The sequence below is a fragment of the Mesorhizobium sp. WSM3224 genome (assembly GCF_000427725.1).
In the GTDB taxonomy this organism is placed as follows: domain Bacteria; phylum Pseudomonadota; class Alphaproteobacteria; order Rhizobiales; family Rhizobiaceae; genus Mesorhizobium.
On record NZ_ATYO01000005.1, the window covers coordinates 168,209 to 182,595 of the forward strand.

At 62.8% G+C, this 14,387-nt stretch carries 16 protein-coding genes; 8 read left to right on the top strand and 8 right to left on the bottom strand.

Annotated features, from left to right (window positions below):
• Positions 1 to 78 precede the first annotated feature (78 nt).
• Genes YU3_RS40520 through YU3_RS0111355 form a run of 3 tightly spaced genes read left to right on the top strand, consistent with a single transcriptional unit; the run spans position 79 to position 1,494 of the window.
• Positions 79 to 828, top strand: a complete 750-nt coding sequence (locus YU3_RS40520; protein WP_156913448.1) for a hypothetical protein — start codon at positions 79 to 81, stop codon at positions 826 to 828.
• Positions 829 to 870: 42 nt separating this feature from the next.
• Entirely contained in the window at positions 871 to 1,251 is a 381-nt protein-coding gene (locus YU3_RS0111350; RefSeq protein WP_027166358.1) for a VOC family protein, read from the top strand.
• Between the two features lie 30 nt (positions 1,252 to 1,281).
• Positions 1,282 to 1,494 (top strand): type II toxin-antitoxin system HicB family antitoxin, encoded by a 213-nt coding sequence (locus YU3_RS0111355; RefSeq protein ID WP_027166359.1) that lies wholly within the window; start codon positions 1,282 to 1,284, stop codon positions 1,492 to 1,494.
• Between the two features lie 203 nt (positions 1,495 to 1,697).
• On the opposite strand, the gene YU3_RS0111360 is transcribed toward YU3_RS0111355, so the two are convergent.
• The 3 genes from YU3_RS0111360 to YU3_RS0111370 form a co-directional block, all read right to left on the bottom strand.
• Positions 1,698 to 2,858: a GH25 family lysozyme gene (locus tag YU3_RS0111360; RefSeq protein WP_027166360.1), complete on the bottom strand. Its 1,161-nt coding sequence runs from the start codon at positions 2,856 to 2,858 to the stop codon at positions 1,698 to 1,700.
• A 148-nt stretch (positions 2,859 to 3,006) separates the two neighbouring features.
• On the bottom strand, positions 3,007 to 3,792 hold the full coding sequence (locus YU3_RS0111365) for a phosphodiester glycosidase family protein (RefSeq protein WP_027166361.1): 786 nt from the start codon (positions 3,790 to 3,792) through the stop codon (positions 3,007 to 3,009).
• 45 nt (positions 3,793 to 3,837) lie between these two features.
• Positions 3,838 to 4,710 (bottom strand): undecaprenyl-diphosphate phosphatase, encoded by an 873-nt coding sequence (locus YU3_RS0111370; RefSeq protein ID WP_027166362.1) that lies wholly within the window; start codon positions 4,708 to 4,710, stop codon positions 3,838 to 3,840.
• 186 nt (positions 4,711 to 4,896) lie between these two features.
• Here YU3_RS0111370 and YU3_RS0111375 point away from each other — a divergent pair, with 186 nt between their 5' ends.
• Positions 4,897 to 5,826: a hypothetical protein gene (locus tag YU3_RS0111375; RefSeq protein WP_027166363.1), complete on the top strand. Its 930-nt coding sequence runs from the start codon at positions 4,897 to 4,899 to the stop codon at positions 5,824 to 5,826.
• A 63-nt stretch (positions 5,827 to 5,889) separates the two neighbouring features.
• Here YU3_RS0111375 and YU3_RS0111380 read toward each other — a convergent pair whose 3' ends face one another.
• The 4 genes from YU3_RS0111380 to YU3_RS0111400 all read right to left on the bottom strand — a co-directional run bounded on the left by YU3_RS0111380 (position 5,890) and on the right by YU3_RS0111400 (position 8,196).
• On the bottom strand, positions 5,890 to 6,102 hold the full coding sequence (locus tag YU3_RS0111380; RefSeq protein ID WP_027166364.1) for a hypothetical protein: 213 nt from the start codon (positions 6,100 to 6,102) through the stop codon (positions 5,890 to 5,892).
• Positions 6,103 to 6,367: 265 nt separating this feature from the next.
• On the bottom strand, positions 6,368 to 6,763 hold the full coding sequence (locus YU3_RS0111385) for a GFA family protein (RefSeq protein ID WP_027166365.1): 396 nt from the start codon (positions 6,761 to 6,763) through the stop codon (positions 6,368 to 6,370).
• A gap of 129 nt (positions 6,764 to 6,892) precedes the next feature.
• Positions 6,893 to 7,840 carry an alpha/beta hydrolase gene (locus tag YU3_RS0111395; RefSeq protein WP_027166366.1) on the bottom strand — a complete coding sequence of 316 codons (948 nt, stop codon included), beginning with the start codon at positions 7,838 to 7,840 and terminating at the stop codon, positions 6,893 to 6,895.
• Between the two features lie 107 nt (positions 7,841 to 7,947).
• Complete coding sequence (locus YU3_RS0111400; protein ID WP_027166367.1) at positions 7,948 to 8,196, bottom strand: ParB N-terminal domain-containing protein; 249 nt, start codon at positions 8,194 to 8,196, stop codon at positions 7,948 to 7,950.
• Between the two features lie 150 nt (positions 8,197 to 8,346).
• On the opposite strand from YU3_RS0111400, the gene YU3_RS0111405 reads away from it, so the two are divergent.
• From YU3_RS0111405 to YU3_RS0111420, 4 genes are all read left to right on the top strand, one after another.
• Positions 8,347 to 9,999 carry a N,N-dimethylformamidase beta subunit family domain-containing protein gene (locus YU3_RS0111405; RefSeq protein WP_027166368.1) on the top strand — a complete coding sequence of 551 codons (1,653 nt, stop codon included), beginning with the start codon at positions 8,347 to 8,349 and terminating at the stop codon, positions 9,997 to 9,999.
• Complete coding sequence (locus tag YU3_RS0111410) at positions 9,996 to 11,363, top strand: aspartate aminotransferase family protein (RefSeq protein WP_051333916.1); 1,368 nt, start codon at positions 9,996 to 9,998, stop codon at positions 11,361 to 11,363. Before YU3_RS0111405 ends, YU3_RS0111410 begins: the two co-directional genes overlap by 4 nt.
• A 208-nt stretch (positions 11,364 to 11,571) precedes the next feature.
• A complete protein-coding gene (locus YU3_RS0111415; protein WP_027166370.1) occupies positions 11,572 to 12,081 on the top strand; it encodes a GNAT family N-acetyltransferase in 510 nt (169 codons plus the stop codon).
• 2 nt (positions 12,082 to 12,083) lie between these two features.
• Positions 12,084 to 13,112, top strand: coding sequence for a histone deacetylase family protein (locus tag YU3_RS0111420; protein ID WP_027166371.1), 1,029 nt, complete (start codon positions 12,084 to 12,086; stop codon positions 13,110 to 13,112).
• Between the two features lie 6 nt (positions 13,113 to 13,118).
• Here YU3_RS0111420 and YU3_RS0111425 read toward each other — a convergent pair whose 3' ends face one another.
• On the bottom strand, positions 13,119 to 14,387 hold the full coding sequence (locus tag YU3_RS0111425; protein ID WP_036258321.1) for a cysteine desulfurase-like protein: 1,269 nt from the start codon (positions 14,385 to 14,387) through the stop codon (positions 13,119 to 13,121).

A 14,387-nucleotide genomic window follows, 5' to 3' on the forward strand; every position in this document is an offset into this window, starting at 1 on the left:
AGCAGATCAGTAGTAAAAAAACCGATATTTCTCGGTACCCAGAGCTCCGATGAAAGTCGGAGCTCTTTGGATTCTCCGATGACACACCGCACTGCAGCCGAAGCTCTTGCCAACGATATGGCTGTGTTGGATAGTGATTATGGCCTTGCATTCCACCATTGTTGCCAAGAGCTTTGGCGAGTGTCATCGTCGTGGGACCGCTACGAAGCGTTATTTGGTAGCCAAGAACGAGTTAATCTTCTGAATGAAAGTAGCGGAAGCTTCTGGCACGCAATACAGGGCGTGTTGCTTGAGCATGTTTTGTTGGGCATCTGCCGATTGAGCGACACGGCTGGAACCGGGCAGCGGCGGAATCTCAGTGTTTGGACGCTGGTTCAACTAGATCCGTCGAGACATAAAGGCAGACTGAAACAACGTGCCGAAACGGCAAGCCGAAAAGCATCGTTTGCTAAAACGTGGCGAGACAAGAGAATTGCTCACAACGACTTAGAGCAATCTACGGGCATTGCGAATAAGTTGGCCCCCGCAACCGGTAAGAGGATAACAAAGGCAATCCTTTCGATTCATGAAGTGCTTCGATGGATTAGCGCGAAGCATTTTGACAGTGACATGGGTCTATTGGAAATGGGAGACTTAGACGCCGTTGAGCTGATGACATACATTGACGACGGGCTGAAGTATCGAGCCTTGAGGGAGACAGAGTACAATTCTGGAATCCCAGTTAGCAGATATGAAAATCCGTACGATTGGATTCATACAGGTACGAATCCTAGCAAGCGCTATGCGGTTGATTTTGACCTCAAGCTACCAAAGCCACGTCGTCGATAATCTCCCTGTCAGCGTCAATGAAGCATCGGCTATGGCGTCATCATGCTTGACCACATCACCATCGAAGTGAGCGACCTCGACAAGAGCAAGCTCTTCTACGAAAAGGCATTTGCGCCGTTGGGCTATCGCCTCTCCTTCGGCAAGGAGGGCGTGTTCTGGGCTTTCGATGTCGGCAGTGGCTGCCTGTTCGAGATCCAGCGCACGAGTGAGAAGCCGCCGCTCACCCATCTGCATGTCGCTTTCCGGGCGAAGAGCAAGGCGGAGGTCGATGCGTTCTATCGCGCGGCGCTCGATGCGGGCGCTGCGGACAATGGCGCGCCCGGGCCGCGTCCGGACTATGCCGAAAACTACTACGCCTGTTTCGTGTTCGATCCCGACGGTTATAATATCGAGGCGATGGTCAACGAGGCGGCGAAGGCCTGAGCTTCGACTGGATCAGGCAAGGATAGCGCAATGCTTTATGCTGTGATCATCGAAAAAGCCGGAGACAACTTTTCAGCATATGTGCCGGACCTGCCGGGCTGCATTGCAACCAGCGCCACGACGGCCGAAGTGAAGATCGAAATCCGCGATGCAATACGCTTTCACATCGAAGGCTTGCGCGCTGACGGGTTAGAGGTTCCCGAACCCGCTGCCGTGGCGAAATATATTGAGGCGTACGAGTGAAGCACGCCCTCTCCTTTTCCCCTTGTGGGAGAAGGTGGATCGGCGCGCAGCGCCGAGACGGATGAGGGGTGTTCCAGCGGAGTGAGACGCTGGCGATTGCTGCAGCGCCCCCAAGCCGGCAAAGGTTTCCGTCAAGCTGGAACACCCCTCATCCGGCCGCTTCGCGGCCACCTTCTCCCACAAGGGGAGAAGGAAGAAGCGCCCTAATCCGCGTCGGCCACCATCTGCCCGCCGCCGCCGAGCCAGGCTCGCCATTGGCGCTCGTCGCCGTGAAACACATTGAGGTCGATACGCCCTCTCACGCCATGCGACAGGCCGGAGCCGGAATACTGCCAGAACAGCCACCTGCGACCGGGGTAGACCTTTGCCGGATGCGCGGCCACGGCGCGCAGCCAGAACGGGTAGTCGAGGAAGGCGCCGCGCAGGTTGTCGCGGTAGAAATCGGGGCTGGTGTAGATGACGGGACGCTGGCCGTAATGGCGCTCCAGTCTGTCCATGAACACCTGCATCTTCTCCAGCACCTTTTCGCGCGAAGGCTTGCGCCTGCAGGAGGAGTCGCCGTTCCATTCGACGTCGATGACCGGCGGCAGCGCGCCGTCGACCTTCGGCACGTTGCGGATGAACCAGTCGGCCTGCTCGCCGGCGGTGCGGCACCAGTAGAAGAAATGATAGGCGCCGCGCTTCAGCCCGGCGGCATCGGCGTTGCGCCAGTTCTTCATGAACATCGGATCGAGATGATCGCCGCCGTCGGTCGCCTTGATGTAGGCGAAGTTGGCGCCCTGGGCGCGCAGCTTCCCCCAGTTGATGTCGCCCTGCCAGCGCGAGACGTCGACGCCGTGCACGGCAAGATGGCGCGGCGAAGAGCGGCCGAAATTGATCGGCTTGGCGTCGCGGAACGCATAGCGGGTGACCGGGCCAGCAAGCATGGCGGGTGCGGCGCGTGACAGCCGTTTCGGCGCCGAGACGAGCGCTGCCTCCTGCACCGGCGGCTCGGCGCTGTCGGGGAGATCGGACGCCGGGAACGCCACGGTCTCTTCCTCGGCCAGCCCATAAGGACGCGAATTCTCGTCGCCGGGGCGATCGTTCACGTCAAGACGCGAGTTCTCGTCATCAAGGGGCGCATTTTCATCGCCAAGCAGCGGCGCCGGCGGCTTGATACGCGACGCGCCCGACATCGAAGCGGTCTCGACCGTTGTCTCGGTCTGGGCCGTTCTCACGCCTTTCGTCACAGGCGCGCTCGGCCGCACGACCGAGCTCGTCGTCTCGTTGGACGGCATCTGCAAGGCATCGACGCCCGACGTGGACGAGCAGCCGGCAAGGCAAAGCGCTGCGAGCACGAAACTGACGACGCCAAAAATCCGCATCTTGACCTGTACGCAAAACAAAACAGACCGAAGGCAGGAACAGCGCCGCCGGGACCCCCATTCCTAATGAGAAATTACCAACAAAGTTTGAATCAAAATTTACTTTTAATCCGGACATGCGATTCGCGGGGTCCGGTCATCCGGCCGCCTATCGCCTGAACACGCCGATCATCGGTCCGAGATTCCAGAAATCGTCGTTGCGGCCGATCCCTGGCGCATAGAGGCTCGAAATGGAGCCGTCGAGGAAGAGCGCGTTCGGACAGCCGAGCTGGTCTCGGAACAGCCGCGCGAATTCGTGAAAGGTCACGGCATCGTCCGAGATCGCGAAGACGGCGACCCCGTCGGCGCGCACGCCCACGCCATCGCGGATCTTTCGCGAGGTGCCGTCGTAACGGAATTTCGGATGCAGCTTGCCGTCGATGACCAGCATCGGCCCGGACTGGGTGGCGTAATCCACACGCGGCGGGCGCTTCAGGTAATCCCTGGTCGCCCTAACACCGGCCTTGCCGGCGCTGAGGTAGAAGATGCCGTTGGGCTGCAAGGAGAAATTGCCGGTTCCCGATCCGGTCTTCGCCGCCGTGACCTGCTCGCCGCGCTCGACATAAAGGCCGACCGGCGCAAGATCGGGGTGATACATGCCGGCATTGATGCCGAACAGCATGGTGCGCCCCGCCGCCTGCTGCGCGCTGCGCAGATTGTGCAGCGACCGGTAGAGCTCGCCATCCTTGTTCTTCCAGAACAGCTCGATGGAAAAATGCTTCGGATCGGTTTCGCAGACCAGATAGGCCGCGTTCTCGAAAGTCTGGTTGCGGCAGGGCGGCAGCGCCGCCAGCCATTGGCCAAGGCCCATGCCCGCGCCAAGAGCCGCAGGCGCCGCGGATTTCACCAGCGTGGCCAGCAAAGGCACGGATTGCAGCAGCGTCACAAGATCCATCAGCGCACCCGAGGGTCGGCGTCGATATAGCGGATTCGGTCGAGATTAGGTCAGCCAGCCGGCAGCGACGCCGATCAGCAGCACCACGCCAAGCAGGCCGCGATAGATGACGAACGGCCAGGCGGAGAAGCGTTCGAGCACCCGCATCAACCCCCATATGGCGAAGAAAGCCGAGATCGACGCGACGATGAGGCCGACGCCCAGGATCGACCAGCCATGCGCGTCGAGATGCACCTTGTGCAGTTCATAGAGTTCCTTGAGGCCGGCCAGCGCGATGGCGGGCAACCCAAGCAGGAACGACAGGCGCGCCGCCTCGGGCCGGGCGAAGCCCAGCCCCATCGCCGCCGTCAGCGTCGATCCCGAGCGCGAGACGCCGGGAATGAGCGCGCCGACCTGGGCGACGCCCACCAGCAGCGCGTCGAGGATCGATGCCTGGCGTAGCATGAGCTTGTGGCTGGCGAAGATCTCGGCCAGCGCCAGAAGGATCGCCATGGCGATACAGGCCCAGCCGATGACCGCCAGACCGCGCAACGGCGAATTGCAGGTGTTGAGCAGGCCGGAAAGCGCCAGGCCGGCAATAACGATCGGCACGGTGGCCAGCACGATGCTGATCGCGAGGCGGAAATTGCGGTCGCCGAAATCGCGGCGCGAAATCGCGGAAAGCGAGCCGAACAGCACGTCCCTGACATCGCTCCAGAAATAGCTGATCACCGCCGCCAGCGCCGCCAGCTGCATGGCGGCCGAGAAGGCCGAGCCAGGATCCTGCCAGCCAAGCACGGCCGGCACGATGCGCATATGCGCCGTAGATGAGATCGGCAGCAATTCGGTAATGCCCTGCACGATGCCCAGAAATGCCACCTTGGCATAACCCAGGCCGACAAAGCCGGTATCCAACCCTTGAGTGCAGACGTCGGTCATCCCAGTCCTTTTCCCAGCGAAAAGTGAATCGTCATTCGAAAAGCCCTTAAGGACAGGCTTAGCCTCACGATAGCGTGATTCCAACTCACGGATTTGTAAGGTGCCGCTAATCCCGCTTGACAACAGCCGCCGCCATATTATTCTCCGCTAATCTTACACTGTAAGGCAAATCGGAGGAGCATCACCATGTCGACCGCCGCCCTCTCGGAACTGCAGCCAGTCGTGCCGCCGCAAACGCATGCGCCGGAAATCGCGATCGAGGAGGTATCGCGCGATATGAGCCGCGCCATCGAGCGCGCCGACGTCGCTGCCTGGCTCGACCTTTACGAAGCGGCGCCCGCGGATTTCGCGGCACGGCAAGGGCTGTCGATCGCCAGCGACGGCGACCTCGTCTGGACCACCTGCACGACGATCCCGTTCATCCATTTCAACTGCGTGAAGAATATCGGCGTCGACGGCCCGGCCTCGGAGGCTCAGGTCGACGCGCTGCTTGCGCATTATCGCGATGCCGGCGTCATGCGGCCGTGGTTCTACACCAACCCGCATACCGAGCCGTCGCGGCTGAGGTGCTGGCTGGAAGCGCGCGGGCTGCAGAATCAAGGCGGCTGGGAGCGCATCTATCGCGACGCGACGCCGCTGGCCGACGAACCGCTCTTCCCGACCGACCCGCTTATCCCCGTTGACGATCTGGTGGTCGAGGAGGTCACGCCCAACACAGCTTCGGATTGGGCTTCTTTCATCGATGCCAAATACCGGCTCCCCACCTCGCCCTGGCTCACGGCGCTTGTCGGCCGCAAGGGCTGGCGTCACTACATGCTGAAACGCAAGGGAGCGGTCGTGGCGGTGCGCTCGCTCTTCATCTCGGACGGCGCCGCCTGGAGCGGCATCGACGCGCCGGTGCCCGGGATCATGGCGCCGAGCTTCGATCTTGATGCCATGCTAGGGGAGAGGCTGGTTCGCGACGGCATCGCCGCCGGCGCGAAACTGTTTGTCGCCGACATCGAGGCACCGCGCCCCGATCGCGACGGGCCGGCCTATCGCAACTACGACCGGCTCGGCTTCAAGCTCGCTTATTCACGCGCTCACTACAGTTACCTGCCGGCGCATTCGAGCTGACCCGGTTGTTGTCTTTGCGCAATTCCCGACGGAAAATCGCCATGCATTTTTCCCGGGTTTGCCTCAGCGGTACAGCCACTGCTTGAGGCAGCTTCCTGCCACCACATGCGCGGGTGGCACGGAAGCCTGGTCGATGCGAGAATCGTCGCCAGCCCTATCGCGAGCCTTTTCCAGAAGCAGGCGAAGCTCGGCCGGCCGCACCCGGTCGCGCGCCATCACGAGCTGGATCATCGGGTCGTTCAAAAGCTCGTCCAGGGTGTTGATGCTCTCGCTCATCCGTCGCCTCCTCGATACCTGCCCGCATGGCGCTTAGATAGGCAGCCAATGATGGCCCGCCAATGACGCTTTGCCGGCTATCTCGTGAATCGAAGATGAAATTTTTGTGCAGTTTTTCTCCTTCTCCCCTTCTTGTGGGAGAAGGTGTCGCCGAAGGCGATGGATGAGGGGTGTTCCAGGGAACGCCAGCGTCTCACTCCGCTGGAACACCCCTCATCCGGCCGCTTCGCGGCCACCTTCTCCCACAAGGGGAGAAGGTTAGGCTCTAAGCCGGCGGCAAGCCTTCATATTGCGGCAGGCCATCGTCAAGCATCACCCAGGGCTGCTTCGAGGCAGTCCAGAAATGCATGTCGGGCTTGAACAGGGCCGGGTCGTCGAGGGAACCGGAGGTGACGCCGAGAATACCCTTGGACTCGCGCCGCGAAAACAAGGTCGTGCCGCAGGCCGGGCAAAAGCTGCGCTTGAGATCGGGCGTCGAATTGATCGTCGCCACCGGTCCCTCGACGGTCACGTCGTCGATGCGGAACAGGAGCCGCGCGTTGAAGGCCGCGCCGATCGCCTTCTGGCAGATCCGGCAATGGCAGACGCGTTCGTTGATCGGCTCAGCCTCGGCGCGATAGCGCACCGCGCCGCACAGGCATCCGCCCTGGTATTTGGTCATCGCAAGCACTCGGTTGGTGCCGGCACTAGTAGCGGCCGGCATCGCAGCGTCAATCGAAAAGCATTGATGGGATGCGATCGCTTGCGGTGATGCAGCTGGCCGTCTCGCAAGCCGGCCAGCGGCCAAGGGTCATTCGCTGACGATCTCGTCCCAGGTCTTCACCTTGGTCACGCCATCGAGGAAGGGCAGCGTGGTTATGGCGAGTTCAGGCGCGAAAAAGACGTCGTAGTGGGTGCGGTTGGGGATGATTGCCAACCTGTTCTGCGACAGGTTTTCGCGCATCCAGCCGGCATCCTTCAGGCCGCCGCCGAGCAGTTGGAAGAACTTGATCTCATGCTCGGGCTTGTACATGTCGCTGTCGCCATAGACGAGCATCACCGGCATCTTTAGCTTCGGAACTTCGGCCGAGAAGTCGTAGTCGTTGCGCATGAAGTTGCCGAGCGCGTCGAGCAATTTCGGAAAATCTTCCGGATGCGGCGCCACGGCGACGTAGGACTTGTACATCGGCGTATCCTTCATGAACGGGGCGGCCGCCGCGCTCACTTGCGCCTGCTGCGGGCGCATCTCGTCATAGAAGCCGTTGGCGGCGTAACCGGTCGATACCAGAACCAGCCGACCTACCGTTTCGGGATGCTGGACGGCCATGCGGAAGGCGACTCCACCGCCCAGCGAATAGCCCATGACGTCGACCTGATCGTAGCCGAGCGCCCTGACGATCACCGCCATGTCGTTGCCCATCGCCTCGAGGCTGAAGGGCCGTTCGCCAAGCGCGGTGCGGCCATGACCCTGCAAGTCCACCACGATCACGGTGCGGTGCTCCGCGAATTTCGGCAGGATCGGCGCGAACATATCAGTCGAGCCCAGGCCGCCATGCAGCAGGAGCAGCGGCTCCCCCTGGCCATAGATGGCATAGTAGTAGTTCAGGCCGTCGATCGGCAGCAGGCCGGATTTTTCCGGCTTCAAAGGGACTTTGGGTTCGGTGGTCATGGCAGGCTTGGACTCCTCGGACTGAGCGCCTGGCGCGGCAATGAGGGCCACGGCCGAAGCAAGAATGGCGAAAAGCAGGGTCTTGGACACGTTTGATCTCCTCCGTTGTGCCCCAAGGACGCAACGACGGAGCCCAAGCCGACATGGCTTGCCAAAAAATGCAAACGGGCTGCGTCTCGAGCCCAAGCGGAGAGAGGTTAATGGCGCTTGGCCTGGACGAGATAGGCGTCGATCTCGGTCTCGCCGAGCCATTTCGCGGCCTCGAGCCTGTGCAGCCCCTCGACCAGAATGTGGCGCTTGCCGTCGTGCCGCACCTGGATCGGCGTCTTCATGCCGTTTTCGAGGATATCCTCGGCGAGATGTCGCACCGTCTCGGGATGCAGCGTCTTGCGACGAGCCGTCGGCACATAGATGTCGTCGAGCTTGACCTTTTGTATGCGCAGCATGTCGACTCCCGGCTTTGAAGCGTCGCCTCAGGATGGAATAATCCGTTTGCCTGGTATCGCCAAGCGCAAGTGCCTGCTGGCCCGATGCTTTCCATTTGACGCTTGGCCGGCCAACGGTCTCAATGACGGCCTCGTGACCCCAGGTGTTCCTTGACGCAACTGCCCACCGAATTCCCCGATTTCGGGCTGACGCCCGAGCAGCGCCGCCAGGCGGTACGCGGCCATTACTATGAATGGCCGGGAATGGATGGCTCAAGCGGCGAGATCTGGTGCTACAGCGACCGGTTTTCCTATCGCCCGGGCGAGACGGTGACGCTCCATGTGAGCTCGGCGGCGCCGCAATTCAGCATCGTCATCGTCCGCGACGGAGCGCTTGAAACCAAGGTCTTCGAGAAAGCCGGCTTGTCGGGGCGTTGGCAGGACACGCCCGACCAATGCTCGGTCGAAGGCTGCGGTTGGGAAGCCTCGTTCGAATTCAGAATCGGCGACGACTGGCCTTCGGGCGCCTACCGCGTCACGCTTTTGGCCGATGGGCGGAACGGCACGCCGATCCACAGCCACCACCTCTTCATCGTCGCGCCCCTGCCCGGCCGCAAGCCCGGCCGCCTGTTGCAGGTCGCCGCCACCGGCACCTGGCTCGCCTACAACACCTGGGGCGGCTCGAACCACTATCAGGGCATCACCGGCCCGAAGCGCGACCAATACGCCACGACAGTGTCGACGCAGCGCCCGTGGTGCCGCGGCTTCGTCGTGCTGCCAAAGGGCGCGCCGCGCGTGCCGCTGGAGGTCGCGGTGCCGCCCAAAACCGTGCCGCGCTATCCGCATATGGAATGGGCTTTCGCCACGGGGCATTCGAAGAAATACGCCTCTTCCGGCTGGGCGAGCTATGACAGCCACTTCTTCCGCTTCGCCGTGGGTGCCGGCTATCAGATCGATCTCGCCAGCCAGCACGACCTGCATTTCGCGCCCGAAATCCTCGACGGCTACGACTGCGTCGCCTTCGTCGGCCATGACGAATACTGGACCTGGGAGATGCGCGACGCCGTCGACGCCTATGTCGAGCGCGGCGGCCGTGCGGCGCGCTTCGCCGGCAATTTCATGTGGCAGACCAGGCTGGAGGACGAAGGCCGCCGCCAGGTCTGCTACAAGTACAAGGCGCGCGCCGAAGACCCTGCCTATCGCGGCGGCGATGTCAGGCGCGCCACCAACTCCTGGGAAGCGCCCGAGATCGGTCGTCCAGGCAGCGCCACCTTCGGCCTCAACGCCACCAGGGGCGTCTATGCCGGCTGGGGCGGCTGCGCACCGCGCGGCGTGCGCGGCTTTCCGGTCTACCGTCCGGAGCACTGGGCCTTCGCCGGCACCGGCATCTATTATGGCGACCTGCTCGGCGCCGACAGCCATGTCTATGGCTACGAGGTCGATGGGCTGGATTTCGAAATCCGTGGCGGCCTGCCCTACCCGACCGCGACGAGCGGCGCGCCGGACGGCTTGCAGGTGCTTGCCGTCGGCATGGCGAGCCAGGTCGAGGAGAGCGCCGACATCCCGATCGAGGACCAGTTCCTAACCGACGAGGACGGCCGCTTCACCGCCGAGACTTTGTTCGGCGAGGCGAGCGACGCCAATCTCGACAAGGTCAAGCGCGGCAACGGCATGATCGTCAATTTCCCGCGCGGCAAGGGCGAGGTGTTCCATGCCGGAAGCTGCGAATGGGTCGCCGGCCTGCTAAGGCAAGACGCGATGGTCGAACGCGTGACGAAAAATGTTCTCGACCGCTATCTCGGCCGAGACAAGAAGGGTGAATGAGCGCCGTGCAGTCCGTCGAAACCGACCGCCGACAGAACCTTTTCCATTTCACGCGGCGGCCTCAGCCCATGGTGGACCGCGCCGACGGCATCTACTTGTGGGATAAGACCGGCCGCCGCTACATCGACGGATCGAGCAGCGCGGTCAATGTCAACGTAGGACATGGCAACCGCAATGTCATTGACGCGATGAAGCGGCAATTGGATCGCGTGAGCTTCGCCTACATCTTCCAATTCGAGAACGAACAGGCCGTCTCGCTCGCGCAGGGCCTGGCCGATCGGCTTCCGAACGGGCTCGACCGCATTTATTTCGTATCTGGCGGTTCCGAAGCGGTCGAAGCCTGCCTCAAACTCGCGCGACAATGGGCAGTGGCGACAGGTCAGGACAAACGCCGGAAAATCGTCGGACGTATGCCCTCCTATCATGGCGTCACGCTCGGCACGCTTGCGGTCACCGGCGATGATATCCTGACCAAGACATTCGACCCTGTTGGCCGGCCCATGCCGTTGGTGCCGGCCCCGTTTGTTCATCGCGACCACGACAATCTGTCGATGGAACAGCGAGGGGTCCGCTACGCGAATATGCTTGAGGAAAAGATAGTAGAGGAAGGGCCGGAAAGCGTCCTCGCCTTCATCATGGAGCCGATTGGCGGCGCTGCGACCGCGGCGCTGGTCCCGCCCGACAGCTATTTCCCCAGGATCCGCGAAATCTGCGATCGCTACGGCATACTGCTCATCCACGACGAGGTGATGACCGGTATTGGACGCACCGGCAAGTTCCTCGGCGGCGACCACTGGTCCTGCCGGCCGGATATCGTCGCGCTGTCGAAAGGGCTGAGTTCAGGCTATGCGCCGCTCGGCGCGCTCGCCGCGACACAGCGGATAGTCGGGCCGGTTATCGAGAAGGGCGGATTCCTGCATGGCCATACATATGGCGGCAACCCTGTCGCTTGCGCGGCGGGCCTTGCCGTTCTCAGCGAAGTCGACCGCCTCGGCCTGGTCGAGAATTCCGCCGCCATGGGTGAGGTACTGAGAGGCGAGATCGAAGCCCTGTCCGGCCGCTTCCCGTTCGTGGCCGACGTGCGAGGCAAGGGCCTTTTCATGGGCGCCGAACTCTATGCCGACCCCGTGGCCAAGACGCCGCTGCCGCAAAGCCTCAACGCCAATTTGCGGCTCATCGATCTGGCCTTCGAGCGTGGACTCATCATCTACTCGCGGCGCGTGCGCGGCGGGCCGATAAGCGACAATTTCATGGTTTGTCCGCCATTGATCACGACCCGCGAGCAGATCGGCGAGATCATCGCGGTGCTTGGCGACACGCTGGAGGCGTTGGCGGCCGAGCTCGACCTGCCGGTGGAAGGATAGGATCGGGTGGCGTTTTGAGACAGCCTGAGATGCTCGCACTCCGTCCCACCCCCCTCTGGCCTGCCGGCCATCTCCCCCGCAAGGGGGGAGATCTTTCGCCAATCTCCAACGTTGCAAGATGGGCGGCAAGGCCGAAGCAGCCAATCTCCCCCCTTGCGGGGGAGATGTCCGGTAGGACAGAGGGGGGTGCCTGGGCGCCATGCTCTCAATGAGCAACGCTGCAACCGCGAAAGCCGTCACCCTCCGCCCCGGCACGATCGACGACGTCGAGACCATCCACGCCGCCCTGCTGCGCCTCGGCACCCACGTCGGCGCCCACCAAGAGATCACCTCTACGCCCGAAGATCTCCGCCGTTACGGCTTCAGCGCAAACCCCGCCTTCTCGACCTTGATCGCCGAGGTCGGCGGTGAATTCGCCGGGCTTTGCCTGCATTTCCCGATCTTCTCGACCTGGATGGGCCGCCCAGGCGTCTATGTGCAGGACCTCTACGTCGAGGATCGCTTCCGCGGCCGCCGCATCGGCGAAAAACTGCTGCGGCAGGTGGCGAAAGAATGCCGCGCGGCGGGCGGCGTCTATCTGAGGCTCTCCGTCGATACCGACAACGAAACAGCCAAGGCCTTCTATGAGAGACTGGGCATCGGCTGGTCGAGCTACGAGCAGGTGCAGAAGATCGTCGGCGACGCCTTTTTCGCCTTTGCCGACACGCCGGAGGAATGACTATGAAAGCCTTCTATGCCGAGGAGCAGAAGCGCCATGATCCCAAGGCTTTCCTCTCCAGCGGCGCGCCGCAGCCCAACCCGGAAAAGCCGGAGCGGACCGAAAGATTGTTAGCCGGCGCAAGATCCGCCGGTCTGACGATTGAAAGGCCGAAAGAATACGGCCTTGGGCCGATCGCGGCGGTGCATACGCCTGAATATCTCGACTTCCTCGAGCACATATTTGCCCGCTGGCAGCGCATCGAAGGCGCCTCGGCGGAAGTCATCCCGAACATCCACCCGATCGCCCGTGGCGGATCATACCCGGCCTCGGCGGTCGGCCAGGCCGGCTACCATATGGCCGACACCGCCTGCCCGATCTCGGCCGAGACCTGGGACAGCGCGCTGTGGAGCGCCTGGAGCGCGGTGGAAGCGGCCGAAGCGGTGATGGCCGGCGCGCCTTCGGCCTACGCCCTTTGCCGCCCGCCCGGCCACCACGCCTTCGCCGATGTCGCCGGCGGCTTCTGCTTCATCAACAATTCGGCGGTCGCGGCGCAGGTGCTGAGAAAGAACGCGGCACGCGTCGCCATCCTCGATGTCGACCTGCACCACGGCAACGGCACGCAAGGCATCTTCTACGCCCGTCCCGACATGCTCACCGTCTCACTGCACGCCGATCCGGTGCGTTTCTATCCGTTCTTCTGGGGGCATGCCGACGAGCGCGGCGAAGGCCCCGGCCTCGGCTACAATCTCAACCTGCCGCTGCCGCGCAAGTCCGGCGACGCGGCCTTTCTCGAAGCGCTGGCGACAGCCTTTCAGCGCATCCGTGCCTTCGCGCCGGAAGCGCTGGTCGTGGCGCTCGGCCTCGACGCTTTCGAGGGCGATCCGTTCGGCGGGCTGTCGGTGACGACGCCCGGTTTCTCGCGCATCGGCGAGGCGATCGCCGGGCTTGGCCTGCCGACGGTCATTGTCCAGGAAGGCGGCTATCTCTGCGGTGCGCTCGGCGACAACCTCACTGCGTTCCTGACCGGCTTCGGCGGCAAACATCGCTAGACGGTTTTAAGAACACTGCTGCCTCAGCATCGCGATCACGCGATGCACGCTTTCCAGCGTCTCCTCGATCTCGGCTGCCGTGTTGTAGTGGGCAATGCCGATGCGCACGACGCCCTGGTCGGCCGGTATGGCGAGCTGGTGGACGATCTCCCACGCATAATTGTGGCCTGACCACAGGAAGATGTTTTCGGCATTCATCTGCCGCGCGATCGTTTCCGGCGCGATGCCTTCGACGGTGAAGGAAACCGTCGGCACCCGCTCGGCAAGGCGCTCCGGATCGGCGATGCCGCGGATGACCAGGCCCTCGATATCGGACAGGCCTTCGATCAGTTGCCAGGCCAGCGCGTTCTCGTAGGCGATCGACACCTCGAACGCCTTTGCGACCCGCTGCCGCCGCGAACCGGTCTCGCCAGCGGCGGCGCCGAGATCGGCGAAATGGTCGATTGCCGCCGTCAGCCCGGCCATCAGTTCGATCTGCGGCGTGCCAAGCTCGAACCGCTCCGGCAGCCCGTTCGACGAGCAGCGGCATTTGTAAGGCTTGAGCGCGTCGATGACGTCGCGGCGCCCCCACAATACGCCCATATGCGGCCCGAAGAACTTGTAGGCCGAGCACACCAGGAAATCGCAGCCGAGCGCCTGCACGTCGATCAGCCCATGCGGCGCGAACTGCACGGCATCGACATAGACCAGCGCGCCGGCCTGCCTGGCGATCGCCGTCAGCGCCTGCACGCGGTTGATCGAGCCGGTGAGGTTCGAGGCATAGTTCAGCGCGACGAGCCGCGTCTTTTCCGAAAGCAGCGCCTTTAGCGCCGTCTCCTCCAACTGCCAGCTCCGCTCGTCGAACGGCAGGAAGCGCACGACAAGGCCGATATCCTCGGCAAGCTGCAGCCAGGGCGAGACATTGCCTTCATGATCCATGCGCGTGACGATGATCTCGTCGCCGGCCTTCATCGTCCGGCCGAGCGTGCGCGACATGTGGTAGGTCAGCGTCGTCATGTTGGCGCCGATGACGATCTCCTCGACACTTGCTGCGTTGAGGAAATCGGCCATCGCGACATGCGCATCGTCGACCACTTGCTGCGCCGCGATCGTCGTCTCGAAGAAGCCACCCAGATTGGCGTTGGTGTTGATCAGGCAGCGCGATACCGCGTCCGCCACAGCCTGCGGCACCTGCGTGCCGGCTGGATTGTCGAGATAGATGCGCCGGCGTCCCTTGTCGGTCAGCGAAAGCGCCGGAAATCTCCCGCGCACGGCCTCGATCGGAAATTCCACCAT